Source organism: Natronospirillum sp., assembly GCF_022565775.1.
Classification (GTDB): domain Bacteria; phylum Pseudomonadota; class Gammaproteobacteria; order Pseudomonadales; family Natronospirillaceae; genus Natronospirillum.
This window is the reverse complement of sequence record NZ_JAIUMC010000041.1, coordinates 1-26388: the sequence shown is the minus strand read 5'-3', so window position 1 is coordinate 26388 and position 26388 is coordinate 1. Positions and strand designations below refer to the sequence as shown.

21 protein-coding genes are annotated in these 26388 nt (G+C 59.6%); 7 read left to right on the top strand and 14 right to left on the bottom strand.

Annotated elements, in window-relative coordinates:
* Positions 1–72 precede the first annotated feature (72 nt).
* From hutC to LAT62_RS09420, 3 genes are read right to left on the bottom strand one after another with little or no spacing between them, the layout of a single operon-like run.
* Complete coding sequence (hutC, locus tag LAT62_RS09430) at positions 73–789, bottom strand: histidine utilization repressor (RefSeq protein WP_293382502.1); 717 nt, start codon at positions 787–789, stop codon at positions 73–75.
* Between the two features lie 24 nt (positions 790–813).
* Complete coding sequence (locus tag LAT62_RS09425) at positions 814–2112, bottom strand: D-amino acid dehydrogenase (protein WP_293382499.1); 1299 nt, start codon at positions 2110–2112, stop codon at positions 814–816.
* 48 nt (positions 2113–2160) lie between these two features.
* On the bottom strand, positions 2161–3345 hold the full coding sequence (locus LAT62_RS09420) for a Xaa-Pro peptidase family protein (protein ID WP_293382496.1): 1185 nt from the start codon (positions 3343–3345) through the stop codon (positions 2161–2163).
* Between the two features lie 77 nt (positions 3346–3422).
* Between LAT62_RS09420 and LAT62_RS09415 the strand changes: the two genes are divergently transcribed.
* Complete coding sequence (locus LAT62_RS09415; RefSeq protein ID WP_293382493.1) at positions 3423–4271, top strand: hypothetical protein; 849 nt, start codon at positions 3423–3425, stop codon at positions 4269–4271.
* A gap of 60 nt (positions 4272–4331) precedes the next feature.
* On the top strand, positions 4332–5648 hold the full coding sequence (locus LAT62_RS09410) for a peptidoglycan-binding protein (protein ID WP_293382490.1): 1317 nt from the start codon (positions 4332–4334) through the stop codon (positions 5646–5648).
* Between the two features lie 5 nt (positions 5649–5653).
* Here the strand turns inward: LAT62_RS09410 and LAT62_RS09405 are convergent, their stop codons facing one another.
* The gene (locus tag LAT62_RS09405; RefSeq protein WP_293382487.1) at positions 5654–7330 is read right to left on the bottom strand and encodes a bifunctional diguanylate cyclase/phosphodiesterase; all 1677 of its coding nucleotides are present in this window, start codon (positions 7328–7330) and stop codon (positions 5654–5656) included.
* A gap of 79 nt (positions 7331–7409) precedes the next feature.
* Here LAT62_RS09405 and LAT62_RS09400 point away from each other — a divergent pair, with 79 nt between their 5' ends.
* Positions 7410–8195 carry an META domain-containing protein gene (locus LAT62_RS09400; protein ID WP_293382484.1) on the top strand — a complete coding sequence of 262 codons (786 nt, stop codon included), beginning with the start codon at positions 7410–7412 and terminating at the stop codon, positions 8193–8195.
* Positions 8196–8221: 26 nt separating this feature from the next.
* On the opposite strand, the gene LAT62_RS09395 is transcribed toward LAT62_RS09400, so the two are convergent.
* Together LAT62_RS09395 and LAT62_RS09390 are read right to left on the bottom strand one after the other, a co-directional pair.
* A complete protein-coding gene (locus LAT62_RS09395) occupies positions 8222–9304 on the bottom strand; it encodes a hypothetical protein (RefSeq protein ID WP_293382481.1) in 1083 nt (360 codons plus the stop codon).
* Between the two features lie 200 nt (positions 9305–9504).
* Positions 9505–9891: a diacylglycerol kinase gene (locus LAT62_RS09390; protein ID WP_293382478.1), complete on the bottom strand. Its 387-nt coding sequence runs from the start codon at positions 9889–9891 to the stop codon at positions 9505–9507.
* 142 nt (positions 9892–10033) lie between these two features.
* Between LAT62_RS09390 and thiI the strand changes: the two genes are divergently transcribed.
* Positions 10034–11524 (top strand): tRNA uracil 4-sulfurtransferase ThiI, encoded by a 1491-nt coding sequence (thiI, locus tag LAT62_RS09385; protein ID WP_293382475.1) that lies wholly within the window; start codon positions 10034–10036, stop codon positions 11522–11524.
* Here thiI and LAT62_RS09380 read toward each other — a convergent pair.
* Positions 11516–13183, bottom strand: coding sequence for a VRR-NUC domain-containing protein (locus LAT62_RS09380; protein WP_293382472.1), 1668 nt, complete (start codon positions 13181–13183; stop codon positions 11516–11518). The genes thiI and LAT62_RS09380 overlap by 9 nt on opposite strands.
* The gene (locus LAT62_RS09375; protein WP_293382469.1) at positions 13180–14007 is read right to left on the bottom strand and encodes an HAD family hydrolase; all 828 of its coding nucleotides are present in this window, start codon (positions 14005–14007) and stop codon (positions 13180–13182) included. The genes LAT62_RS09380 and LAT62_RS09375 overlap by 4 nt, the downstream gene beginning before the upstream one ends.
* Before the next feature lie 186 nt (positions 14008–14193).
* Here LAT62_RS09375 and LAT62_RS09370 point away from each other — a divergent pair, with 186 nt between their 5' ends.
* Together LAT62_RS09370 and LAT62_RS09365 are read left to right on the top strand one after the other, a co-directional pair.
* Positions 14194–15351, top strand: coding sequence for a glycerate kinase (locus LAT62_RS09370; RefSeq protein ID WP_293382466.1), 1158 nt, complete (start codon positions 14194–14196; stop codon positions 15349–15351).
* Positions 15352–15536: 185 nt separating this feature from the next.
* A complete protein-coding gene (locus LAT62_RS09365) occupies positions 15537–16463 on the top strand; it encodes a sensor domain-containing diguanylate cyclase (RefSeq protein WP_293382463.1) in 927 nt (308 codons plus the stop codon).
* A 23-nt stretch (positions 16464–16486) separates the two neighbouring features.
* Here LAT62_RS09365 and cydC read toward each other — a convergent pair whose 3' ends face one another.
* From cydC to LAT62_RS09335, 6 genes are all read right to left on the bottom strand, one after another.
* A complete protein-coding gene (gene cydC, locus LAT62_RS09360; protein ID WP_293382460.1) occupies positions 16487–18181 on the bottom strand; it encodes a thiol reductant ABC exporter subunit CydC in 1695 nt (564 codons plus the stop codon).
* Positions 18168–19886 (bottom strand): thiol reductant ABC exporter subunit CydD, encoded by a 1719-nt coding sequence (gene cydD / locus LAT62_RS09355; RefSeq protein WP_293382457.1) that lies wholly within the window; start codon positions 19884–19886, stop codon positions 18168–18170. The genes cydC and cydD overlap by 14 nt, the downstream gene beginning before the upstream one ends.
* A complete protein-coding gene (cydB, locus tag LAT62_RS09350; protein ID WP_293382454.1) occupies positions 19873–20874 on the bottom strand; it encodes a cytochrome d ubiquinol oxidase subunit II in 1002 nt (333 codons plus the stop codon). Before cydB ends, cydD begins: the two co-directional genes overlap by 14 nt.
* Before the next feature lies 1 nt (position 20875).
* The gene (locus LAT62_RS09345; protein WP_293382451.1) at positions 20876–22276 is read right to left on the bottom strand and encodes a cytochrome ubiquinol oxidase subunit I; all 1401 of its coding nucleotides are present in this window, start codon (positions 22274–22276) and stop codon (positions 20876–20878) included.
* A gap of 209 nt (positions 22277–22485) precedes the next feature.
* Positions 22486–24357: a sensor domain-containing phosphodiesterase gene (locus LAT62_RS09340; RefSeq protein WP_293382448.1), complete on the bottom strand. Its 1872-nt coding sequence runs from the start codon at positions 24355–24357 to the stop codon at positions 22486–22488.
* A 108-nt stretch (positions 24358–24465) separates the two neighbouring features.
* Complete coding sequence (locus LAT62_RS09335; RefSeq protein ID WP_293382444.1) at positions 24466–25227, bottom strand: FCD domain-containing protein; 762 nt, start codon at positions 25225–25227, stop codon at positions 24466–24468.
* Positions 25228–25575: 348 nt separating this feature from the next.
* Between LAT62_RS09335 and LAT62_RS09330 the strand changes: the two genes are divergently transcribed.
* Positions 25576–26388 (top strand): C4-dicarboxylate ABC transporter (locus tag LAT62_RS09330; RefSeq protein ID WP_293382441.1); only part of this gene is annotated, 813 nt, incomplete at its 3' end.

The window sequence follows — 26388 nt, the reverse complement described above, 5'->3', positions numbered from 1 at the left end:
GCGGGATGTCGCCTTGGCCAGTAACCGCAGACCGCACGCAGAAGTTGACGAATTAGCCACTCGGGACACTAGTCACCCCGGCATGGCGGAGCGCAGTTTGTAACGCCCGCCGGGGTGCAGCAGCCGGGCATAACTGATCAGGTGATCCGCCGACCAGGTGCGGCGGATCACGCTCAGGCAGGGTTCTTCCTGCTGTATTTCAAGCCAGGCCGCGGCCTGCGGATCGGGCAGCACGGCCTCCACAATATGCTCCAGGTCACTGATGGGGCAGTTGGCCACCAGTACCTCGTTAGGCGTCTGTCGGCTGAAATCCGTCTCCAGATAGTGGGGTACCCAGCGTGGATTCACATACCGGTTTTCCAACTGTATCGGTATGCCGTTTTCCAGATGAATCAGAATGGTGTGAAACACACTGCTGTTGACCCGGACACCGAGCCGCAGGGCTACCTCGTCGTCGGCTTCGATGGCTTCGCACAGGATGATCCGATTGGCATAGTCATGGCCACGCAGTCTCACTTCTTCCGCGATATTGCGGATGTCGTGCAATGGCGACTCAGCCTTGCGATCAGTGACAAAGGTCCCCAGACCGGCCTGGCGGATAAGATAACCCTCTTGCACCAGATCGCGAATGGCCTTGTTGGCGGTCATGCGGCTGACGCCGAACTGGCGCGCCAACGCCTCTTCCGGCGGAATCTGATGGTTGGGCGCAAATTCGCCTGACTGAATGCGCTCGCTCAGAAACTGCTTGATAACAAGGTAGCGGGGTTGCTGGCGGTCAGAGCGTGGCATGCTGGATAGTGCCCTCCATGCGGCTCAGCGCTGAAACCGGTCGGCCCGAAAGGGCTCCAGGTTCAGCAATGGTCTTTCTTCGTCCACCACCTGGGCAGCGAGTTCCGCACTGCCGGCAGACAGGGTCCAGCCAAAGGTGCCGTGACCGGTATTCAGTACCAGGTTTTCCAGGCCCTTGACCCGGCCAATGGCCGGTGGTCCGTCAGGCAGCATGGGCCGAAACCCGGTCCAGGCTTTGGCCATGCTGAAGTCGGTCGAGCCCGGAAACCGGGCTTGGAATCCCTGGCGCAGCACCTGCAGGCGTTTTTCAGGCAGCAGGCGGTGGCCGTCATCCAGTTCGGCGAAGCCGGTGACCCGGATGCGCGGACCCAGGCGGCTGATGGCCAGCTTGTGGTAGTCATCCAGCACGGTAGAGCGCGGCGCCTTGTGTTCGTTGCGCACCGGCGCCGTCAATGAATAGCCTTTTACCGGATAGATTGGCAGTGACACGCCCAGTTGTCGAGCCAGTTCCCGCGACCCGCAACCTGCCGCCAGCACAAAGTGGTCTGCCGTGAGATAACCGGTGCTGCCCTGGTCATGTTCAGCCTGGTGGCCACTGTAGTCGCGCACTCGCACACCACGGATACGGCCATACTGTAAATCCCAGCCAGTGACTTCCGTACGGTACCGGATATCCACACCACGCGCTGCACAGGCCTCTGCCAAGCCTCTGGTGAAGGTCAGTGAATCGCCGGTACCATCGTTTGGCAACCTGATGGCCCCCTGCAGCGGCGCATCGCCCAGCAGGCCGGGTTCATGCAGCCTGGCAGCCTTGGCGCTGAGCCACTCATAGTCGATATCCAGGTCATCCAGCAGGCGGGCTTTCTGCATCAATGCAGTCTGCCTGCGGCGGTCGCTGGCGGTTTCAATCAGGCCATTCTGACCCTGGTCGTAGTCCAGTCCGAGCTCTTCGTCGATCTGTGCAAAGCAGTCCCGGCTCAGCATGGCCAGTTTCAGCATGGCCTTCCGGTTGTGCTCGAACAGCCCGGGCCGCAGGGCAAAGTCGGTGGTCATGAAGAGAAACTGCAGGGTGCGGGCCGACATCGGAAAGTGCAGTTTGAGCGGGCCCTTGGCCCTGAACAGCCCGCGCAGAGCCGGTCCGATCATGCCCGGGTCGGCCCAGGGATACAGAAAGCTGTAACAGCGTTGCCCTGCATTGCCACGACTGGTTTCCAGGCCCGGACCCGCCAGGGCATCAATGACCGTAACCTGATGGCCACGCCGACTCAAAGCCCAGGCCGTCGTCATGCCCACGACACCAGCACCGGCAACAATCACTTTCATAGCGCCTCCTTCCGGAATACCCAAATTCCCGCTTCACATGCAAGCCTGTCAATACTGTACCGACAGATCAAAATCATTGTTCGTCAAGGCCACGGCTCCCCGTTCGCCCACCATGACGGTATTGCTCAATCCGATGCCCCATTCCCCCGGTCTGCGCAGACAAAGAGGCAGGTGAAACACCATGCCGGGCGCGAACCGGTGGGCCTGATTGCGGGCAATATAGCCCGTGCCCTCGACCCAACTGGGCGGAAACTGGGCGCCTACCGAATAACCGAAGACGCCGGAGAAGAAGACCTCGTCCACCAACGACGCGAGCACTTTCTCTGCGGCGCGGGCTGCGTCATCGAAGGTGTTGCCGGGTACCATCTGTGCAAGCAGTACCTCCTGCAAGCCGGCACAGCAGTCCCGGACCCGCAGCATGTCATCGCTCGGCGGCCCGGTCACCACGGTACGCATCATGGGGGCAGTGTAGCGACGATACGCGGCGCCCATCTCCAGAAAGACCGACTCCCCTGGCTTTACCGCACGTTCCGAGTGGTTCAGGTGAATCACACTGGAGCGCGGACCACTGGTTACGATGGGCTGCAGGCTCATGAATTCACTGCCGCTGGCCAGCAGCGCTTCGCTGGCGGCAGCGGCAATCTGGTGTTCGGTGGCGCCATTGCGGGAAGCCGCCTCGGCAGCTCGCATGCCCGCTTCCGTCATGCGTGCGCTGTGCCGCAGCAGGTCGATTTCATAGTCTGATTTGGTCAGGCGCAGGCTGTCGACCAGATCGCCCAGAGGCTGCAGACGCTGGGCGCCCAGGCGTTTTTCCAGCGCCATGGCCAGACCGGCTCGCAGGCCGGGCGCCCAGAGATCCAGGGCAAGTGCCCCCTGTCGTGGTATCAGGTCGAGCAACGGGGTGGTGACACTGTCCGGTGCTTCCCAGAGGTAGCCGATGATGTCGTCACAGCGGGCGGTTGCCACCGCCGGGCCCGTCTCGATGGAAGGAACCTGCAGCACACAGTGTTCGGCAGTGATCAGCAGACCGGCATATACCGACACTTCAAAGGTGGTGTAACCGGTGTAATAGTGAATGTCAGCCGGGTCGGTCAGCAATACGGCGGCCAGCTCGCGCGCGACCATGGCGGCGCGCAGGCTCTGCAACCTGGATGTTGATTCCGTTGCCGGCAACAGGCATTCGGCACCCGAGAAAGTGGCCGCAAGATGCTGGCGGTAGGTCTTGTAGTCCATTTTCTTTACGACCGATTCACATTAATTGGAAGTATGCCATACTGCGCTTAGTCTGATTTATTACCCAGAGGGTGGCAATGAGTAATCCCAAGCATACGCTGATCTGGATGAGTGTGTTTCTGCTGGTAGTGATCGCGATCTGTGCTTTTCTGGCGGTCCGCCTGATCGATGCCTTTATGGCCAACTGGGCACTGAACGGCACCATCATGGTGGTTCTGCTGGTCGGGATCGGTCTGACGTATCGCCAGGTCATTATGCTGTTCCCCGAGATTCGCTGGGTAGGCCAGTTCCGCACCGGCCGCGTCGGCCTGTCGGTCACCCAGGAACCCCGCCTGCTGAAACCTTTGGCGCGCCAACTCGGCGATGATTACAAGCGTGATAGGTTCAGCCTGTCGGCGCTGTCTTTGCGCACGGTGCTGGATGGCATTCGCACCCGCCTCGACGAACAGCGGGAAATTTCACGCTACTTCATCGGACTGCTGGTTTTCCTCGGTCTGCTGGGTACCTTCTGGGGCCTGCTGATCACCATCAATTCTGTCGGCGAGGTCATTCTCGGCCTGGATATGGAAGGCGATGATTTTGCGCAGGTGTTTTCGACCCTGCAGAGTGGTCTGATTACACCACTGGATGGCATGGGCACGGCGTTCAGCTCCTCGCTGCTCGGCCTTGGCGGCTCTCTGGTGCTGGGCTTTCTGGATATTCAGGCCGGGCATGCGCAGAACCGTTTCTATGATGATCTGGAAGAGTGGCTGACCGGCCTTACCCATCTGGTAGAGGAAGCTCGTGAAGCGCGTCGCGGCGGCTCCAGCGGTGGTAGCGACGAACCCATCTTTCCGGAAGACCGGGATCTGGAAGCGGTGCTGGAGATGGATCGACTGCGCCAGGAGAATGTGCGCTTGCGAGACGAGCTGGAAGGGCGGAGCTGATACCATGCGGTTTGACGCAGTAGTGCACCGCTCACCAGACCTGCCGACGGAGGTGTTGCAATGAGCCGTCGCCGTCGTTCCAGCAGTGCCATCAGTGTCTGGCCGGGTTTTGTGGATGCCTTGTCAGCGCTGCTGATGCTGGTCATCTTCATGCTGCTGATTTACACCCTGACCCAGCTCTATCTGTCACAGACCCTGTCTGATCGTGATTCCGAACTGGCGCGCCTGAATACCCGGCTGGCCGAAATATCCCGTCTGCTGCGCCTGGAGGAAGAGCGCGCGGAAATGCTCGAGCAGGAGCTGGGTGTCGTGCAGGAAGCACTGGGCATCAGTCGGGGCCGGGAAGAAATTCTGCAGACAGAAGTCGATCGACTGGAAGATCAGGCGGAAATGGACCGTGACCGTCTGATGGTGCTGCTCGGAACCCAGGCGTCATTGCAACAGGACATCTCCGCGCTGCGGGAGTTGCGTGCACAGTTGGAGGAAGAAATCGCCGGAATGAGCAGCCTGCTGGCCCAACGGGATGCCACGATAGGTGATCTTGAAGAAGATCTGGGTGAAGCCCTGGGACAGGTCGGGGCGCTGCGTGACCGGTCCATGGCCCTGCAGGCCCGCATTGCCGATGAGCGTGAGCGCACGCTGCTGGCGCAGCAGGAGATCGACGAGCAGGAGATTCGGCTGCAGGATCTGATGGCACTGGTGGACGAAGGCCAGACCGCGCTGGATGAAGAGCAGACCCTGAGTGCTTCCCAGCGTGCGCAGATCAACCGGCTGAATGAGCAGATCGAGGCACTGCAGGCTCAGTTGCGGACAATCAGTGCCGCCCTGCGCCTGCAGGAAACAGTCACCCAGACACAGGAGGCGGAACTCGCGGACCTGGGTCAGCGGTTGAATACGTTACTGGCGCAGCGGGTGTCGGAGCTCGAGCAGTATCAATCCGAGTTCTTCCGCCAGTTGCGCGAAGCCCTGGCCGACCGCGATGATATCAGGATCATCGGTGACCGCTTCCTGTTGCCGTCAGAGCTGTTGTTTTCCACCGGCTCGGCGACCATCGGCGAGGCAGGGCTGGAAGAGCTGGACAAGCTGGTGGACCTGGTGCTCGAGCTTACCGAGACCATACCGGATGATGTGGAGTGGATACTGCGCGTCGATGGTCATACCGATGCCATTCCGATCAGCACGGTGCGATTCCCCTCCAACTGGGAGCTGTCGACGGCGCGGGCTGTGTCGGTGGTCCGATATCTGGCCGATCAGGGTGTGCCACAGGAACGCATGGCAGCCACCGGGTTTGGTGAGCACCAGCCGATCGAGACGGGATTCACTGCAGACGCCCTGCAGGCCAACCGGCGTATCGAACTCAAGCTGACCAACCGCTGATCTGCTCAGACTGCTTCGCGGGCTTTCCAGGTCAGATAACGGGAAGCCGGCATGGGGCGGGCGAACAGAAAGCCCTGGCCCATGTCGCACCCCATGTCCGCCAGAATCTTGCGCTGTGACTCGGTTTCGATGCCCTCTGCCACCACGGTCATGTTCAGCACATGCGCCATATCCACCAGACACTTCATCACCGACCGGTTGCTCTCGCCGGTCTCCAGGTGTTTGACAAATGCCCGGTCGACCTTGAGCCCGGTGATGGGCAGGTGCGTCAGATACTCGAAGGATGAATAGCCGGTACCAAAGTCATCCAGACTGACGGGAAAGCCCTGATCGCGAAGCTCCTGCAGAATGACCCGGGCCCCATAGGGGTTCTTGATCAGTGCCCCTTCCGTGATCTCGAGCTCAATGCGTTGCGGCTCGATTCCGGCCTTGCTGGCAATCTGCTCCAGATCCCGAATCAGCGACTTGTCGAACAGGTTGCGTACCGCCAGATTGATGCTGACCTGTTCATCCGGGTTCTCGCGCAGAAATTCGGTCGTCTGCTGAATGACAAAACGAGTGACCGGGGCAATCAGCGTGGTGTCTTCCACCTTGGGCATGAAGCTGTCAGGCATGATCAGCCGGCCATCAATGCCATGCCAGCGGATCAGTGCTTCTGTGCCGCACACCTCGCCTGTGCCCAGATGGATTTTGGGTTGAAAGTAGAGCTCGAATTCGCCGCTCTTGAGGCCGCTGCGGACGCGTGAAATCAGTTGCACGCGCTCTGCGGTCTTGCGTTCGTAGGCCGGGTCATAAGGGCGGTAGAACTCGGCTTCTTCAACGGCGGCAAACAGGGCAGTGCGGGCCCGGCGAATCAGGTCCTGATGGGGTGTTCTGGGATCGCTGGTGTGGTGGCTGCCAATCGCCATCTGCACCCGCACCGGTACATCGTGTACCTCCATCACTTCCTCACCGGTCTCCCTGATGGCCTCGACCAGTGTCTCGACTTCGCCGCTGTCCTGGGTGTCCAGCAAAAACAGCAGCTCTGATCCACTGAACCGATAAGCCCGGACGCTGTTCTTGCTGTGATCCCCGATGCGCGCCGCTACGGCCGCCACGACGATATCAGAGGCTTCTGTACCCAGTGCTTCCAGTATTTCGGACAGATCCACAATGCGCACAAACACCAGGGCCAGCCCTGCTCGGCCCTGTCGCGCCTGCTGGCGAAGCAGAACCGGCAGGTCATCATCGAGTGCCGCCTGATTCAGCAGGCCGGTGCGGCTGTCATGCCGCAGTGCTTCTGCATGCGCATCACTGTGTTGCTTCAGGGCACGAAAGATCGAGCCAGTGAACCCGCCGATCAGCACGAACATGAGCAACCGGGCCAGCCAGTTGGCGGGCGACTGGGCGATGCCCTGCTGCACGTCCAGCGGCATCAGCGGGCCGAGCAACAGCCCGGCAACAACGGCGGCAATCACGCTGCCGGTAAAACCATACCAGGCCGCCGAAAGCACGACCGGCACCAGAATGACGTAGGGGTAGGCATAGCCTGTACCGCCGGTCATGTACACGGTGATGGTACCCAATATCAGCAGCAACAGGAGTCCGCTCAGGCGTACTGGATGCGGCAGACTTTCGGCGCTCTGGACAACAGGGGGGGCGGTCAGCTTGTTCCAGTGGAAACGGCCAAGTAAACTGTTCATCAATCCCTGATTCCTCTCATTGATCCTGTGCTTCGCACAATGGTTTGAGAATAGTTCAATACAGAAAAGAGTCTAGTTCGTGATCAATGCCACCGCCAACCTGTTCCGCCACCCTGTTGCCCTGTCCGGATCGGTGATCGCCCTGATGCTCAGCCTGCAGTCCTGTGCCACTCGGGAAGAACCAACTGCGGAGGGATTGCAGTTGCCGGCAGATCAAAGCCTGGTGGCCACCGATGTCAGCGGTATGCTGATGTATCAGGCGGATGCCGCCGTGTTGCGCGAATGCACCACGGGAAAGGTGTTTCCGGTGCGCATGGAAGAAGCCTGGCTGGAGACCGAGCGCGCCTATCTCTCTCTGGACGACAGCCATCCAGGCTGGGTGCATACCTCAGGACCGGTCGAGCTGGACTGGGGGCCGCCGATGGAAGGACCGGACCGCTGGCATGTGACCTTCCTGCAGACGCCGAGCCTTGATGCGGGCGCTACCTGCGGTCAGTCACTGCAGCAGATTCAGGATGTCACTTGGCGCGCCGTTTATCTTGAGGGGCTGCCGCGAGACCGTTTCGACGAGGGCCACAGCCCCAGGGTTACAGTGCGGGAAGATGCGGAATCTGATGACGGCTCTGTCGCAATCGGGGGCAACACTGGCTGCAACCAGTTCGGGGGGTCGGCGCATCTTGACGGCGACCGTTTGCACCTGGGTGATATGGCGGCCACCCGGATGTACTGCATGAATACAGCGGACATCGAAAGCCGCTTTCTCGAGATAACGACTGAAGTGGCCTATGGCAGTCTGGAAGGCGACCGCTGGGTCTGGTATGACGCCAGCGGCCGTTGGTTGGCGGAGTTTGCCGCACAGGAGTGAATTGTGCCGCAGGCCACCCTGTGTGGTCAGTCCAGAATGGACTCGTAAAGCTCTATGTCGACAGCCGCCTGATCGCTGCCATCGCTGTAGGTGCCTGAAAGCTCGTAAAGCTTGCAGGTATCTGGCGCACCCAGACGCGCCGTGAGTTCTGTATCACCTTCATCTGTCAACTCGACATTCCCCAGGTCAGCAAAAGGTGGGTTGGTGCCGTCGCTATCGCAGCCATCAGAGGTATAGCGGAAAGCATAAGTGGCAGTCAATCCAATTGAACTGCCAGTAGCCAGAGTATAGCCGGCGTCCGGTATATAGCCGCGCAGTATCAAGTCGGGGTCTACATAAGTACCGCGGTCAGAGTGGTACCGGTAGGCTTCACCGCTTACTTCAAAGTCGATTGCAGCGGCACGGTGGTTCCCTACTTCAGCCTCGCCGGCATTCTGCTTCTTGCCGTTCAGTGTCCAGTCTTGACCCCAGGCGGCAACTTCAAGGCCTTCAAACTCCCAAAAGTCCGAGGTCAGGTCGCCATCGCTCTCGCGAGTGATTTCCAGAGTGCCGTTCAGCACCACATCCCCCAACGGGCCATCTGGATCACCGTCGGCGTCGACAAAATTACGCGGCATGGCGAGGCAATAATCATTGAAGTCATAAGAAAAAACGGCCGGTGATGGACCGCCACCGGTGACCTGATAATTCACATCACCTCCAGTGGCTGTGCAGGCAGTATCGCTGTCATGAGTGCCGGAGCTCTCAGCAGCGAACTCATCTTGCAGCTCAATCAGCAGCATACGGAAGAAGTCCCCCACTGCCAGGGCGTCCACGGTCAGTGCTGCGTCCGATTGACTGTCCAGAGAGGCTTGGCCGGTCTCGCCGGAATAGAGGGTAGTGTAGTCAAGGTCGGCTGCGGCCTTGGCGTCAATTTCAATAGTGAAATCGAAGTCGCTGGATGCGCCATTGCCATTGTCGCTGCCACTACCATTATCGTCATCACTGCTACTGCTGCTACTGCTGCTACCTGAATCGTTACAAGCCGCCAGGGCGCCCATGGCGATCAGTGCAACCAGCAGGGACTTGGCGCCGCCCTGTGGCCACTTTATCAAGTGTTCGGTTTTCATTGTGGTCTCCTGTCGCGTGATCGGGCGTCCTGCCTCAGTATTGTGTTGTGGGTGCGAACCGTCCGCTGACACACCTGAGTTCACCCTAGCAAAAGGGTACTTACAGATCACTTACAGAATGTAACCGACACACAGCGGACTGTCAGAGTTGGCTGTTGCGGGCGGGCCATCATGGATTGACGTCGCAGCCATGCTTCTGGTCAGCTCAGCCACACCGATAGATGGGCCTCCCAGACAATGATGCCCCAGGTCAGGGCCATCATTATCAGGCTGAACATCACGGCAGCCGAGCCCATGTCCTTGGCTCGCCCGGACAGTTCGTGCCATTCCTCGCCATGACGATCGACCACGGCTTCAATGGCGGAATTGAGCAGTTCAACGATAAGCACCAGCAAGCCACTGCCGACCAGGAGAAGCCATTGCAGCGGGGTTTTGGCGACCAGTGTGGCCAGCACGACGGCCGTCAGAACCAATGCCAGCTCCTGACGAAACGCGGCCTCATGGCGCAGGGCGGCACGGAACCCCTGCACGGAATAACCGGTGGCCTTCACGATGCGGGTGAATCCCCGGTTGCCGGGTTTGCTCATGCTGGAACTCCTTCAGGTTGGCATCAGCGAATTGTACAGGCCTTGAGTGGCGGCGGAAATGCACTGCCCGTTTGTCAGTTTTTGCGTCGTTGGTACGTTATCGTTAGAATGCCGGGTCGTTTTTTCCGCTGCGTTGCCGGTCATGACCTATCTCATCAAACTGCACCCGGAAATCACCATCAAGTCCAAGTCGGTGCGTGATCACATGATCAAGCGACTGCGCCATAATGTGCGCAATGTGCTCCGGCACTATGTCGAGGCGCGCGTAAAAGGGCGGTTCGACAGCCTGGAAATCAGCCTTGCGGAGTCCGTCGACGAGGCGCAGCGGGTTGCCGCTGAAGAGGCGCTGGCGAGAATTCCCGGGCTGCACGAGGTGCTGGCGGTAGACGAGTTCTCCTTCCATTCCTTTGATCAGGTGGCGGAGCAGGTACTGCCGATCTGGGCCCCACGCATTGCCGGGCGCAGCTTCCGGGTGCGCGTCAAGCGGCGGGGCCGGCATGACTTCAGCTCTTCCGATCTTGAGCGCTACCTTGGGGGGCAGTTGCTGCAGGCCGAGCCGACAGCACGGGTTGATCTGAGCGCTGCCGACGAAACCCTGACTCTGGAATTGAAACAGAATCGCCTGTTCGTGGTGTCGCGGCGCTGGCGAGGATTGGGAGGTTACCCCCTGGGCACTCAGGAGCATGCATTGGCCCTGATCTCCGGCGGATTCGATTCACCCGTGGCCGCCTGGCGGATGATGTGCCGGGGTGCACGAACGCACTTCCTGTTTTTCAATCTGGGTGGTCCGGCCCATGAGGCCGGCGTTCGCGAGGTGGTTCACCATCTGTGGGCACGCTATGGAATATCGCACCGGGTGTTTTTCACTTCGGTGCCGTTCGAGCCCGTGGTCGGTGAAATCCTGCGCACTGTGCCTGATGGCCTGATGGGCGTGGTGCTCAAGCGCATGATGTTGCGCGTGGCCGGACAACTCGCCGACAAATGGCAGATACCGGCACTGGTCACCGGTGATGCCGTGGCCCAGGTGTCCAGCCAGAGCCTGACTAATCTGCGAGTGATCGACCAGGTAACCGATCATCTGGTGTTGCGTCCGGTGATCACGGACAACAAGCAGACCATCATTGATCAGGCCCGACAGATCGGCACCGCGCCGTTTGCGGAAGTCATGCCGGAGTATTGCGGCGTTATCTCCAAACGGCCCAATATCCGGGTGAACAGCGAGCAGATTCTGACCGCAGAGGCGGACTTCGACTTCTCCGTGCTGGAAACGGCACAGCAGCAAAGTCAGTCAGTGCGGGTTGACCGACTACTGGAACAGTCATTTCTGACGATCCAGCCCGATCAGTTGCTCACGCTCGACACTGACGGCTTGCGGAAGATGGGTGGCGCTTGTGGGATTCTGGATATCAGGGCGCCTCAGGATCAGGCCGCTGAACCGCTCACAGACGTGGGAGTGCCGGTCAAGACACTGCCGTTTTTCCAGTTGCAGAGTCGAAGCGCTGAGCTGGATCCGGACACCACCTGGCTGCTCTACTGCGACCGTGGCGTCATGAGTCGGATGCAGGCCCTGCATCTGCTCGATCAGGGGCTGTCCCGGGTGGGTGTGTTTGTTCGTGAGAGGACGTCAGTGTGACCTCTGTACATAAAGCACCTGCGCCGGAATACCGTGCTGCACACAAAATTTCAGCCAGCGGATCTGGTTGTCCTGCAAGCGGTCACCCGGCCCTTTGACTTCGACCAGCCGGTAGCGGTTCTGTGCCGGCCAAAACTGGATCAGATCAGGCAAACCGCTGCGGTTGGCCCTGACATCGAACAGAATGCGGCGAAACATCGGCTCCAGATGTGTTGGCGGTATGCAGGCCAGTGCCAGGGTCAGCAGCTCCCGGCCAACCAGACCCCAGTGTACAAACGGATTCTGGACACCCTGACGGGACTCCCAACGCTCGACGATCAGACGCGGATAGTCCGGTGTCTGCAGTGCGGAAATGGCGTCCTCAAAGGCTGCCCGCCGACGAGTAAAGAAGTCGGGACGGTACAGGTCAGCCGGGCCATCCTGATAGGGATGAAAGAAGGCCCCTGGCAGTGGTTCGAAAATGACCGGCCAGCAGAGCAGGCCGAGCAGAGCATTGATCAAGGTATTTTCTACCCAGTAAACCGGGGCATCCGGTTGCTGGAGTTGATTGACCACCGCGAGCTCCACGCGCTCATTCGACAGCGGCAGAGTAAGGGTGGCCTCCGGAAAGGCCGGTGTTTGCTGTTTTTTTTCGTGTGTCAGGCCGGCCTTGCGGTAAAGTCGAGGCGCCATGCGCGTGATCTGCTGCTTCTCCGCTTCACTCTCCGGATTGACCAGTGCTTGCTGCAGCAACGCCACCGCATCGTCAATGGCATTCTGGCGCTCCAGCACCCGAATCAGCCGCTGCCGGGCGCCGGGTGCGCGAATCCCGCGATAGAGGTCGGCGGCGCCTTCGAGATCATCCTGGCGTTCCAGTTGATAGGCCAGTTGAAACAGCAATCGATCCCGCCGTGCCTGGATCCACGCGCTGTCTTCTATTGCCTCGGGCACGTCGGGCAGAATGGTCGCAACGGGCTCCCCTTGTTCGAACCGGTCGCGGCACTGGTGCAACTGCAGCCAGACATCGATTTCGAGTCCCCGGGTGAAGGGTCGTGAGCCCTTGTCGAAGCTCACTGATTCATAGCGGAACAGTCCGAGCTCTGCCAGCACAAAGGTGGACCACTCCTGACGCAGAGACCCAAAAAACATCAGACGCATGCGGTCGCAGAAGGCCATGATCCGAAGCTCATAAAGTGCCGTTGGCGCATCAGGCCACCACTCGATCCAGCACCGGTCTTCCGGACAATGTCGCTGCAGAGTTTCAACGAGATCGCGTTTGCGTTTGATCCTGGCCAGTGTGCCCCCCGGGCAATGCAGGGCGGCTAACTGACGCAATTCGGCAACCGTCAGCAAAGACCCCAGAGTTGTCGCCGCCAGTCGGGGGTTGGTTGACACCAGGCCCGCCTCCAGTAGCGGGGCAGCGGCTGCTTCAGTGGTCCCTATCTCCTGATAGTCCAGGCGATCAGCACGAAAGTGAATACCCTTGCGCATGACCATGCGCACCAGCAGAGCCTGGGTCGGCTCCGGCAGTTGGCGCAGGGTTCCGATCAGAGATTGTTCCTGATCGGACAGGAGGTCCGGGTATCGTTGCACTACCCAGTCAAGTACAAACCGGAAGTTGTGCAGGTAATAGAGTGGATCGGCCAACGTCCCGGGGGTTGCTGACGGCGGCCATGTCATCCCAGATCAAAGCGTTCGCGCAGAAAGCGGGCAATGCCATCCTGGTCATGGTGTCCGATCACGGCCGTGGCCAGCCCCTTGATCTCTTCGGTGGCATTGGCCGGGGCATAGCTCTCGTCGGCCAGACTGAACATGCTGGCATCATTGTCGCTGTCACCAAAGCAGATGATGCGCTCAAAGCCCAGTTCCGCCTTGAGGATTTCCAGTGCGCTGCCCTTGCTGGCAGCACTGTGGTGAATATCCATCCAGGCGCAGCCCGGGTTGTAGATGGATTCCCCGGCGTAAGCCACCAGATGGTCCATATCCAGCAAGCGCAAACCGATGGCATCGGCTGCTTGCTGGGGCCCGAGAGCGCTGATATTGGTGATGCGGGACCGGTCATGCAGGGCGCTAAGGTCATGCATGGGCACGTCCGGGTGGTTGCGCCGCAACTCTCCGAGCAAATGCTCGCCCATGGGGTCCATGATTCTCGGGTGATAGATGGCCGAGTGGTCTTCGTCTTCCAGCGTACAGACAAACGGCGTCATGCCCTGATCATGAAAGGCCCGCAGAACGGCATTAATCTCTTCGGAGGTCAGAAAATTGGGGTGCCGGTATTCGCTCATGCCCGGATCCCAGATCAGCACACCGTTCTTGTACACATGCGGCAGCCTGAAGTCGTGGCCTTCCAGGCAGGCGCGAGCGGCATGCAGGGTGCGGCCGGTGGCAATGGTGTAGGCAATATGCCGTTGACCCAGGCGATGCAGGGTGTCTCGGGTATACTCGGAAATGCGTTGCTGCTGATTCAGCAGAGTGCCATCCAGATCAAAAACCACCAGGTCCATACCGGTCCCCTTTGCTGCTCAGCGACTACAATACTGCAAAGTGAATCTTAATTCGACGGTGGTGGTGCAATGTCCCTGGCCTCTGTCATAGTTGTCCAATACTGTCGAACCCTGCGGGTGTAGTCCTTGCATGAAGGTGCACCTGCGGAACGTTCCAAAGCCCGACTGAAAAGGAGTAGGCTGCCAATGCGTGTCGTTATTTGCCCTGATTCATTCAAGGAAAGCCTGGAGGCTCTGGCCGTAGCGCAGTCGATACAGCAGGGCATGGAACGCGTGTGGCCTGAAGCGCACTATGATCTCGTGCCGCTTGCCGACGGCGGAGAGGGGACAGTGCAGGCGCTGGTCGATGCCACCGGTGGACAATGGCGGAAGCTGGAGGTCACCGGCCCGCTCGGCCGGCCGGTCCAGGCCCGGTTCGGTCTGCTGGGCGGCAAGCAGCAACAGGCGGTGATCGAAATGGCCGAGGCGTCCGGCTTGCACCTGGTGCCGGCGGCGGAACGAGATCCGCGCAAGACAACCAGTTGGGGCACGGGAGAGCTGATTCTGGCCGCGCTCGATGAAGGTGCGCAAAGCATCATATTGGGGCTGGGTGGCTCGGCGACCAATGATGGTGGCGCAGGCATGCTGCAGGCTCTGGGTGCCAGGCTGTTGACGTCTGCCGGCAAGCCTGTCGCGCCGGGAGCGCAGGGGCTGTCCGAGCTGGCGACCATTGACCTCGACAACCTTGATGCGCGACTTGCCCGATGCCGCATTGAAGTGGCCTGTGACGTCACCAACCCGCTGCTGGGCGCGCAGGGTGCCAGTGCCATTTTCGGCCCTCAGAAGGGTGCAGATGAAGCCATGATCGAACAGATGGACGGCTGGCTTGCGCACTACGGCGCCTTGCTCGAGACCCTGTCCGGCAACAAGGTGATCGAAGTGCCGGGAGCAGGCGCTGCGGGTGGCATGGGTGCGGCCTTTATCGGGGCGCTGCAGGCAACGCTGAAGCCGGGCATTGATCTGGTCATGCAGGCGGTAGGCCTGGAAGACCGGTTGCAGCAGGCCGATCTGGTCGTTACTGGTGAGGGCCGGTTGGACAGTCAGACCATGCAGGGCAAGACGCCGGCAGGGGTGGCCCGGTTGGCCGCGCGCTATCAGGTGCCGGTGATCGCGCTGGCCGGTTCACTGGCCGATGACGCTGCCGTCCTCAACAAGCACGGTTTTGTTGCGGTATTGGGTGCCGTGCAGCGCCCCGCAGACCTGGAGACGGCGCTGCGTCTGGCACCGGACTGGCTGGCCAGAACGGCAGAGCAGGCAGCCCGGCTGGTGGCGCTCGGTGGTACGCTTGATTGGCCGTCGGACTGAGCGCGCTGTCAGACGCCCGGAACCCCTGACACTCGTTTGGTCTGCGGCTTGCGTGCGGTTATGGCATCAGGGCCTTGACCTACCCCAATCCGGCGAGAACAACGTTGCAGGTGTGCGGCGATTGTTTCATAGTCTGCCCTGATTTCGTCCAATGATTCAGCCGATTCAGGGTGCAGGTACTGAACATGAAAGCTGACCAGATGCAGTCGCTGGTAGACAATATGGCTCTGCTTTTCGGGAGCTCCGGAGTGGTGGTGGCCCTGTTTGACTGTCAAGACAAGCTGGTTTACGCCAACCGGGCTTTTCGTGAGCTAACCAATCTGGCGGAAGATGAGTATCTGTACTGGCCGGACCTGATTCGCCGCAACTATCAGTCCCCGGAAGGTCTGCATATAGAAACCGAAGATGTTGAGGCCTGGTTGGACAGTGCCTATGATCGGCGTTGGAAGCTTCCTTATCGGGAATTTGAACTGGATCTCAAGGATGGCCGTTGGATTCAACTTGCCGAAACAATGATTCCCGAAACCGGACTCCTTGCGATCGGTATCGAGATTACCTCTTCCAAAACCGCAGTATCCAAGTTGCGTCGAGATTATGTGCAGGCCATGGTCACTGCCGAAACCGACCCTTTGACCGGGCTGGGTAATCGGCGCGCTCTGGAACGGCTGACAAGCCTGCTGGAAAACGCGGTTCATCAGTCCGGAGTATCGATACTGATCATCGACATTGACCAGTTCAAGGAATTCAACGACCAGTATGGCCACCTCGCTGGCGACGATTGTCTGCGTCAAGTGGCCAAAGCAATTCAGTCCGGCTTGCGGGAAAGCGGCGACTATGCCTTGCGCATCGGAGGCGATGAGTTTCTGGTGGTGCTGCATGACACCCCCATGCAGGTTGCACTCAATATTGCCGAACGGATCCGCCTTCGCCTGGTCGAGTCAGCGCTGCCTCATGAAGACATGCCCGACGGTGTCGTCACTGTCAGTGTCGGAGTTGCCAGAGCGGAGAGGCTGGAGGCAGGCAGCATCAATGCGCTGATCAAAAAGGCAGACCAGGCACTTTATGAAGCCAAACAGGCGGGTCGAAACCAGGTGCTTGTCCGAAGCGACTGATCGCTCGATGCGGCTCAGGGCGATTAACGACTGTCTGGCAGCGGGCCTGCCACAGGCATGGTCACCAGGTGTTCAACCTTCGGTAGGGCGCTCGAATCGTGGCCAATGGCCAGCAGCGTGCGCCCCGGCAACCAATCTTCCAGCACGGCGCGGATGCCGTCTGCAGTCAGCGTATCAAGTCCGCTGAAGGGCTCATCAAGAATGACGATGTCAGGGTCCTTGAGGAGCAGCCGAGCCAGCGTCAGGCGTCGTGCTTCCCCACCGGAGAACTGGCGACCTCCTTCTCCGACCGGGGTCTCCAACTGGCCCGGTAACTCGCGAACAAGGCTGTCCAGACCCACCTTGTACAGTACCTGCCACAGTTCGTCGTCACTGGCCTCAGGGCGGGCCAGCAGCAGATTGCTGGCGACAGACTCATTGAACAAATCCGTCTGCTGGGTCATATAGCCCACTCTGGCCAACCAGGCCGACCGGTCAATGGTTGCCAATGGCTGTTCACTCGCAGTTACCCGACCCCCAGTGGGATGCAACAGCCCTGACACCAGATGAGCCACCGTCGACTTGCCGATACCGGAGGGGCCAACCAGTCCGACGCGGACCCCGTAGGGCAGATCCAAAGTGAAATCAGTCAGCGCCGGCCAGTGACGATGAGCGGGGTAGCGGACCTCTACCCGGTCCAGGTGCAGGTGCGGTTTTTGCGGCGCGCTACGGGTGCCAGAGACCAGCCTCTCGGGCGCCGACTCGTCATTCAGGCGCCGGGCTGCGGCAACGGTACCACCCCAATGACCGAATGCCTTGGGCAAGAGGGCAAACGCTTCGCCCAAGGCCATGACCGCAAGTGGCAGCATGACAGCGACAGGGCCACTGATCAGCTCGGACTGAAACGCCAGCAAGGTCGCCAGCAAGGTCATCACCACGGCGCTCTGAATACCGAAGGTGCCCAAGGCATTGGCATGAGCGATGTGCCGTACGACTTCACTCTGCCGCTGTTCCAGCGCCTGGGTGCGCAGTTGCAGTTCAAGCTGGTGGTGGTTCAGAGTGCCGAAGGCTGTCAATTCGCTCAGCCCCTGCAGGTGCTCGACAGTGTGCACTCGAAGCTGCTCGAGGCGTTCCGAAAGCTCGGCACTGGCCCGCCGACTGCGGCGCGCCAGACCCCAGGTCAGTGCCACCAACAGCACCGCAAGCCAGAGACCGATCACCAGACCGGTAAGCGGCAGAAACAGGGCAATCAGGCCTGCGACCAGCGCCACGCCAAGCGCGCTCACCAGCGGGGGGGCGAAGAGACGCAGATACAGATTGTCGAGCGTATCAATATCCGAGGTCAGGCGGTTGAGCCATTCGGCAGCGCGCAGGCGCGTGAGATGGGCACCACTCAGCGTGGTCAGCCGATCGAAAGCTGTGGTCCTGAGGTCTGCCAGCAACCGCAGTACGGTGTCATGATTATACAGGCGCTCCAGATAGCGCGAGACAGTGCGACTCAATGCAAAAGCACGAATGCCGGCACCGGGGACATAAATATCGAGCGTTGCTGCGATGCCGGCGGCCAGCAGCAAGCCGGTCAGGGCAGTGGCAGTGATAAACCAGCCGGACACCGTCAGCAGCCCCACTGCCGAACCGACGGTCATGGCCATCAGCAGGATGCCCACCCAGAGTCTTCTGCGTTGTTGCAACAGCAGGCGCAGCCAAGGTGTCAGGGTGTCAAAATCACTCTGTTTCATGGCCAGGCTCCTCACTGACAGGGCGCGGCAATTCCAGTCGGACTGTGCGACTGCTCGCCTCCAGCAGTTGTGGGTGATGGGTGGCCACTACCAGCGTACGGCCCTCTGCGATCAGTTGTTGCAAGCCTTGAATGATATGAGCCTCACTCACGGCATCCAGACCTGTAGTCGGCTCATCGAGCAAGACCAGTTGTGCCGGGGCGAGAAATACTCTGGCCAGCGCCAGTCGCCGGGCCTGGCCGCCGGACAGGCCGCGGCCCCCTTCGCCCAGAGGTGTGTCCAGGCCATCCGGCTGGGTGTTGAGCAGACTCTCCAGACCTGTCTTGCGCAAAGCATCCTGCATCTGCTCTATGCTGGCTCCTGGAGCGGTCAGCCGCAGGTTCTCCGCCCAGGTGCCCTGAATCAGGCAGGGGCGCTGGTCCATCCAGGCCATTGGCTGTTCACCGGCGGGCTGACCGAAAATCGTCACCTGACCCGCGTCCGGCTGCAGAAAACCGGCCATAAGCTGAAGCAGTGTTGACTTGCCGCTACCCGAGGGCCCGGCCAGAGCCAACAGCTCACCCCGTTCAATGGTCAGATTCAAATCCGTGCAGACAGGGTTGCGACCCTTGTGGCCAAAGGTGACGCCGCGCAGGTCGACCGCCGGCGCATTGCCTTCAGCGGCCGCTGTCGCCTTGCGTTCAACGGGCGCTTCTGACGCACTGGCGAGCAGGCGCATCAGCTGTTCCGCCGCGCCGAGTGCGGCAGCACGATCATGGTAATGCTGGGCCAGCGTGCGCAACGGCTGAAAAAACTCGGGGGCCAACAGCAGAATCAGCAGGCCAGTGAACAGGGTCAGTTCGGTAGCGGGCCCCCAGTCGATGTACCCTAACAGGCCAAAGCCGATGTATATGGCGAGCACTGCAATCGCGACCGAGGCAAAGAACTCGAGAACGGCGGATGAGAGAAAGGCGACGCGCAGGGTGCGCAGGTTCAGCCGACGGTACTGGTCCGCAGCAGCGGCTACCTGTCCGGTAGCCGATCGCGTTTGCCCAAAGAGGTGCAGGGTCGTCATGCCACGAATACGATCTGTGAAGTGTCCTGCCAGACGCTGCACCAATTGAAAGTGCTGCTGATTCAGCTTCTCCGCGCCCATGCCGACCAACGCCATGAACAAAGGGATCAGCGGCGCGGCCAGTAGAAGAAACAGCGCCGCCAACCAGTCTAGGCTGAACACCAGCAGCAGAATGGCCAGGGGCACCAGAACGCAGATCCACATCTGCGGGAGAAAGCGGGCATAGTAACCATCCAGGGCTTCTACCTGTTCGACCATCTGGCTCGCCAGCCCTGCCGGAGAACTTCCAGCCAGCCGAACCGGGCCGAGCTCAGCCCAGCGTCGCAGCAATTGTTCACGCACTGTCGAACGCACTCGCTGGCTGGCCTGCTGGCCGGCCGTTTCCTGCCAGGCCTGAGTCAGGCTGCGCCCGAGCAATACCGGTATCAGAGCCAGCGCCGGCCAGATCAGGGTTGCTGGCTCGGCATACTGCACCACAGCGGACTGCACCAGCCAGGCGATCAGGGCCATCTGCAGCAGAATGAACAACCCATTGGAGGCGCCGGCCAGCAAGGCTCGACGCCCGGCACCGCCGTCATGCCGGCGCTGGGCATCTAGCCAGCGCCGGGGTGTCACATCTGACCGAGTGTCTGAGGTGTCAATGGTAGCCAACGCCCGCCTTAACCTTGCCGCGGAACACCCAGTAGGTCCAGGCGGTGTATCCCAGTACAACCGGTATCACGAACAGCAGGCCCAGCAGCAGGAAGAGCTGACTTTCCCAGGCTGATGAGGCGTCATAGATGGTGTAATCCGGCGGTACCACATAGGGCCACTTGCTCGCCACCAGCCCGAGGAAGGTGAACACGAATATCCCCATGGTGGCCACGAACGGCATGCCGTCCTGGCGCTTCTGCACCGAGCGGAACAGCACCCAGGCAAAAAATGCTGTCATGGCTGGCAGCACCCAGATGATCTGGATATTCGAGAACCAGCGATCCCAGACATCCGGGTTAACGAAGGGTGTCCAGATACTGATGATGCCGAAAACGGCCAGCACCGCGGCCAGCAACGGCAGCGTGATCTTGTAGGCCCAGTCCTGAATGTAGCCTTCGGATTTCATGATCAGCCAGGTGCTTCCGAGCAGCGCGTAGCCAGCCAGCAAGCCAATGCCGGTGAACACCGTGAAGGGTGTCAGCCAGTCAAAGGCACCGCCGACAAAAACCCCGTTCTCGACATTGAAGCCCTGGATATAGTTCCCCACGACCACGCCTTGGGCAAAGGAAGCGACTATCGAGCCGCCTGCAAACGCCCAGTTCCAAAGGTATTTGGAGGTGCGTGCCTTGAACCGGAACTCGAAGGCGATACCGCGAAATATCAGGCCGGTGAGCATCAGAAACACGCCGATGTACAGCGCCGGCAGGAATACCGAGTAGACCAGCGGGAAGGCGGCCAGCAGGCCCGCCCCCCCGAGAATTAACCAGGTTTCGTTCCCATCCCAGACGGGTGCCACCGAGTTCATCATCACATCACGCGCGTCTTCGTCCGGGGCAAAGGGAAACAGAATGCCCTGTCCCAGATCGAAACCGTCCATCAGCACATACATGACGATGCCGAAACCGATGATGAGTGCCCAGATCATTGCCAGATCAATCAATTCCATTTCAGCGTCCTCCTGCTTCCAAAGTGACATCAGCGCCGGACCAGGGCCGTTTGGCACTTTGCGGCTCATCGATATGATCACTGGTATGACTGTCTTCCATGCCGACCTGGAAGAGACGCATCAGGTAGTAGACCCCGGCGGCAAATACCAGCGCATAGACCAGCACATAACCGATCAATGTGAACAGGGCCATGCCACCGGTCAGCGATGGCGTCAGTCCCTCTGCGAGGGTCATCTGACCCCAAACCAGCCAGGGATAGCGGCCTACTTCGGTGACGAACCAGCCAGCGACGACGGCAATGAAGGGCGTGATGCTCATATAGGTCAAACCCTTTAGGAACCAGGGCGCCTCGGCAAAGCGGCCACCGCGCCGCAGGAACAAGCCGGCGATCGCAAAGGCAACCATCAGCAGCCCGATGCTGACCATGATGCGGAAAGCCCAGAACACGATACCGACTGGAGGTTGCTCTTCTACGGCCACCTCGTTCATGCCCGGCACCTCACCGGCCCAGTCATGCGTCAGAATGAAGCTTGCCAGGTTCGGGATGCCGATCTCCAGATGGTTGGTCTGGTTGGCCTGATCCGGAATGGCGAACAGCAGCAGCGGAACATTGGTGTCTGTTTCCCAAAGCCCTTCCATCGCGGAGACCTTGACCGGCTGATGCTCAAGCGTATTGAGACCATGCAGATCACCCACCCAGACCTGGGCCGGGGCGAGGAACAGCAGCATCCAGAGGCACATGGACAATGCCTTCTTGTTGGCTTCCACTTCCCGCTTGCGCAAAAGGTACCAGGCACTCACACCCGCCACCACGAAACCACCGGTAAGGAATGAGGCCATAACCGTATGTGCGAATCGGTAGGGGAAGGACGGATTGAACAGAGCTTCCATCCATGAAGTCACAAATACCGCGCCATCCCGAAATTCTACGCCAGCCGGAGTTTGCATCCAGCTATTGGCGGACAGTATCCAGAAAGACGAAATAAATGTACCGACAGCCACCATGATGGCGGCAAACAGGTGTACCCCTTTGGGCACCTTGTCACGTCCGAACAGCAATACCCCCAGGAAGGTGGCTTCCAGGAAGAAGGCGGTCACAACCTCGTAACTGAGCACCGGGCCAAGGAAATTGGCAGATGACTGGGCAAAGTTGCTCCAGTTGGTACCGAACTGGAAGGCCATGACGATACCGGTCACGACCCCCATGCCGAATACCACGGCGAAGACCTGGGTCCAGAAGCGGGACAGTTTTGACCAGATCGGATTGCCGGTCTTGAAGAAGAGCCCTTCCAGCACGGCGATATAGGAGGCCAAGCCGATCGTGAAAACGGGAAAAATGGCGTGAAATGACACCACAAACCCGAATTGGATTCGAGACAAGAGGAGAGGGTCGAGTTCCATCGAAAACTCCGGAGCGAAAAGTGAGTGGTCTGACTGCACACTACTCTGAGGGCGCCGTGTTTTACGGTTTCTGACAGAGCATGGCAGTCACCTGAAATCAGGTAGGAGTATATTAGTTGAATGGAATGAATGACAGTTGACTCAGATCAAGTAATGTCAATTTTCCGTACTTTTCAGGTACTGCACCCGATACTGAATGCGTCCTGGATTCAGGTTTTTGCCGACGGACCCGAGAGCTGCCAGGTTTGCAGATCAACGCGTTCCAGAAGATTGTCCAGCGGGGCCGGGCGGCAGAAATGAAAGCCTTGCAAAAAGTCGCATCCCTGCAGGGTCAGCCAGTTCAACTGACTCTCGTTCTCTATACCTTCGGCAACAACCTCCAGCCCGAGTCCGCGTGCGAGACCAAGGATGGACAGCGTGATGGCGCAATCATTGGTATCTTCGGGCAGGTCGGACACAAAAGAGCGATCTACCTTGAGTTTGCGGAAGGGTAACTGCTTGAGTCGGCTGAGCGATGAATAGCCGGTGCCAAAATCGTCCAGCGCCAGTTCGATGCCCAGATTCACCAGTCCGTCCAGGGTCAGGCGCAACTGTTCGGAATCACCCTTGATCTGGTCCTCGATCACTTCGAAACAGAGGGCGCTGCCCTGCAGGTTGAAACGATGCAGCACGGCGGCCACCTGTTCCGGCAGGTTCGGGTCCATGACCTGCTCTGACGCCAGATTGACGGAAATCTGCGGGAGCGGCAAACCCTTGGCCTGCTGCTGACTGATGTCGTGGCAAACGAGATCCAGAACACAGCTGCCCAGTTCGCTCATGATGCCGGCTTCGCGTGCCAGGGGCAGGAACTCTACCGGGCTGACCAGGCCGAACTCGCTGTGTGGCCAGCGAACCAGTGCTTCCAGTCCGACAATGCACTGCCCGAGTCGATCCATGATCGGCTGATAATGCAAAAGCAGAGTCTGTTTTTCGATGGCCTGGCGCAGATCACGCTCCAGGCGGAATCGAGACTGGACGTCAGCGGCAATATCGCGATGGAAGAACTGGCTGCGATTGCGACCCCGGGCCTTGGCGTGGTACATGGCCGCCTCAGCATTTTGCATCAGACTCGAGGCATCGCGGGCATCCTCCGGGTAGCTGGCAATGCCCAGGCTGGCAGTGAGGCTGAGGCGATGGTCATCGATGATAATGGGTCTGCTCAGGGCAGCATGAATGCGCCGCGCATTGTTCAGCAATCCGTTTTCGGATTCCGGTTGGCGCAGCAACACTATAAATTCGTCGCCACCCACTCGGGCTACCTGATCTTTGCCGGACAGGTAAAGATGGCGCAGTCGCGAGCCGACTTTGGCCAGAACACGGTCACCGATATGCGGACCGGCTCCGTCATTGATGTTCTTCATGCGGTCCAGATCAATCCAGACCACGGCCAGTGGCTGCCCACTGCTGCGTTGCCCGGCAGGCAGCAGGCGCTGCAGACGCTCTTCGATGGACTGCCGGTTGGCCAGCCCGGTCAGTTCATCGAAATAGGTCATGTAGTCGAGCTGGGATTGACTGGTTTTCCAGTCTTCATAGGTGTTGATCAGGCTGATGGTGTCTGCCAGCAGGCTGGCCAGTGAGAGGACGGGCAGGGACCAGTCGCGCCGGGTGAGGCTTTCAAGGCACATGACGCCACTCAGCCGGGTACCGCTGTAAATGGGAGCGTCCAGGATCGAACGTATGCCGGTGTCGGTGAAATAGGGGTGGGTCAGGGAGCGCGTGCGGGGATCCTGCCTGGCGTCGATGGCATCGATCAACCGATATTGCCGCAGTGCAGCAAAATAGTCCGGATGATCCTGCGCTCTGAGCGGCTCCGTCTCGGTAAGGGAGCGCTGCAAACGAAGGTCGAAAAGCACCTCACAGCGAATGGCCTCGTCGTCGGCGACATATTCCCATACACCCACACGGTCCATGTTGAGTAATTCAGAGCACAGGCTGGCCAGGCGCACGAGTTTGTGGCGCCGGCTCTGGGCCAGAAAATCACTGGCATGGGTCAGCTGCAGAAGTGCCTCATGGAAGACCACAAACTCTTCACGTTCAGACATGCAATTCCCTGTTGCTTCGGTCGCTTATCCTGAGCTCCCGGAGCCCGGAATCTCAGCACAGATCCCAGTGTGCCATCCTGGCGGATAAAAAACTATATTCCGAAGTTGTCAGAGCTCTGTATGAACCCGGCGCAGCGCACGGCGCAGTCGCGTCTTGCGCTTGGAAAGTTCCAGCAGGCTGTCCTCCACGAACACCAGGTGTTCATGCGACATCTGTTGGGCGCGCTCCGGGTCTCCGGCAAGAATGGCATCCAGCAACGCAGCATGCTGAGCCGCCAGTTTGTCCCGGGATTCCGGGCGTTCAAACAGACTGGACAGGTTGTCGACGATACTGCGCTCCAGCAGATTGAACAGGCCGCGCATGGTGTGCAGCAGCACGACATTATGGGCGGCTTCGCAGATCGTCAGATGGAAGGCTGCATCAGCTTCGGCTTCCAGCTCCGGGTCCATGGCATGGTAGGTGGCCACCAAATCATCAAAGCGCTTCTGCAGTATGTCCTTGTCGGCCTGAGTGGAGCGCAGTGCGGCGTAATACGCCGATATACCCTCCAGCGCGTGCCGAAACTCCAGCAGGTCATAATGAAACTCGGGGTGGGTACCGAACATTTCCATCAGGGAGTCCGCATAAGCGGCTCCGATTTCCACGCTGACGTAGGTGCCTCCCCCCTGACGGCTGACCAGCAGACCACGTGCCGCCAGTTTCTGGATGGCTTCACGCAGTGAAGGCCGAGAGACCCCGAACTGCTTGGCCAGTTCGCGCTCGGTGGGCAGCTTCTGGCCCGGCCTCAGACTGCCCTCGAGAATCATGGACTCGATCTGAGTCATGACTACATCGGCCACCCGCTGGGGGCGAACCTGTGAATATGTCATCGCACATCTCCTGCCTGCTGGCGCGCCTGAATAGGCAGGTTGCCAGCTCTGTAGCGGCTGCTTGTCAGCTTATAATAGCCCACAATTCTGCGTGAACAGAATTGGTAAGACCAAATAGATTAAAAGATACGAACAGCTTGACAGTCAATTGTGCACAAACTAACCTGCAATCAGGCCACTTGGAAAATGGTCTGACCAATTTGGGTCTTTGACAAAAATAAGCACAACAAACTCTTATCTCGACAGACCTCTCCCGGCTGTCGATGAACGGCTACTCGCGCAGAATATGATCGCATGTTGTTCAGCCTTCTGCACGCGAGAGACGACAATAAAAACTGGAGGAAACACATGTTTAACCGCAATCCGCTGCGTCAATCCATCAAGGCGGTGACTGCTGCCGTTACCACGACTGCCCTCGTTACCGGCCTTGCCCTGTCGACGACCGCTACCGCACAGGACACCGTGCGCTGGCAGGTGCCCATCGGCTTCCCGTCTCACTGGGTGGGTCTGAGTACACCGGTCAGACATTTGTCTGAGACGCTCACCAGCATCTCCGACGGCAACATCACACTGCGCTATTACGAGCCGGATGAGCTGATTCCGCCCTTTGAAATTCTCGATGCGGTATCAGAGGGCCAGTTCAATGCCGGCTTTACCTGGCTCGGCTATGACCAGGGCCGTATCCCCGTGCTGCCTCTGCTGGCGGGCCCTCCGTTCGGCATGGAGCCGCCTGCCTTCTTGGCATGGCATTACCATGGTGATGGCAACGATCTGCTGCAGGAAGCCTATGAGCCCTATGGGGTAACGGCCCTGCTGTGTGGTGTTATCGGGCCGGAAGCTGCAGGCTGGTTTGCTGACCCGCTGGATTCTCTCGATCAGATCGACGGCCTGCGCATCCGCTTTGCCGGTATCGGCGGTCAGGTCATGGAGAAGCTGGGTGCATCGGTAACCATGTTGCCGGGTGGTGAGCTTTACCAGGCCATGGACCGCGGCGTCATTGACGCGATGGAATTCTCGGCCCCTGCGGTTGACCGTATTCTGGGCGTTGCCGACATCGTACAGAACTACGTTCTGCCCGGCTGGCACCAGACCTACACAACCTCTCACCTGCTGGTCAACACGGAAGCCTGGGAAGACCTGTCTGACCTGACCCGTGCGCAA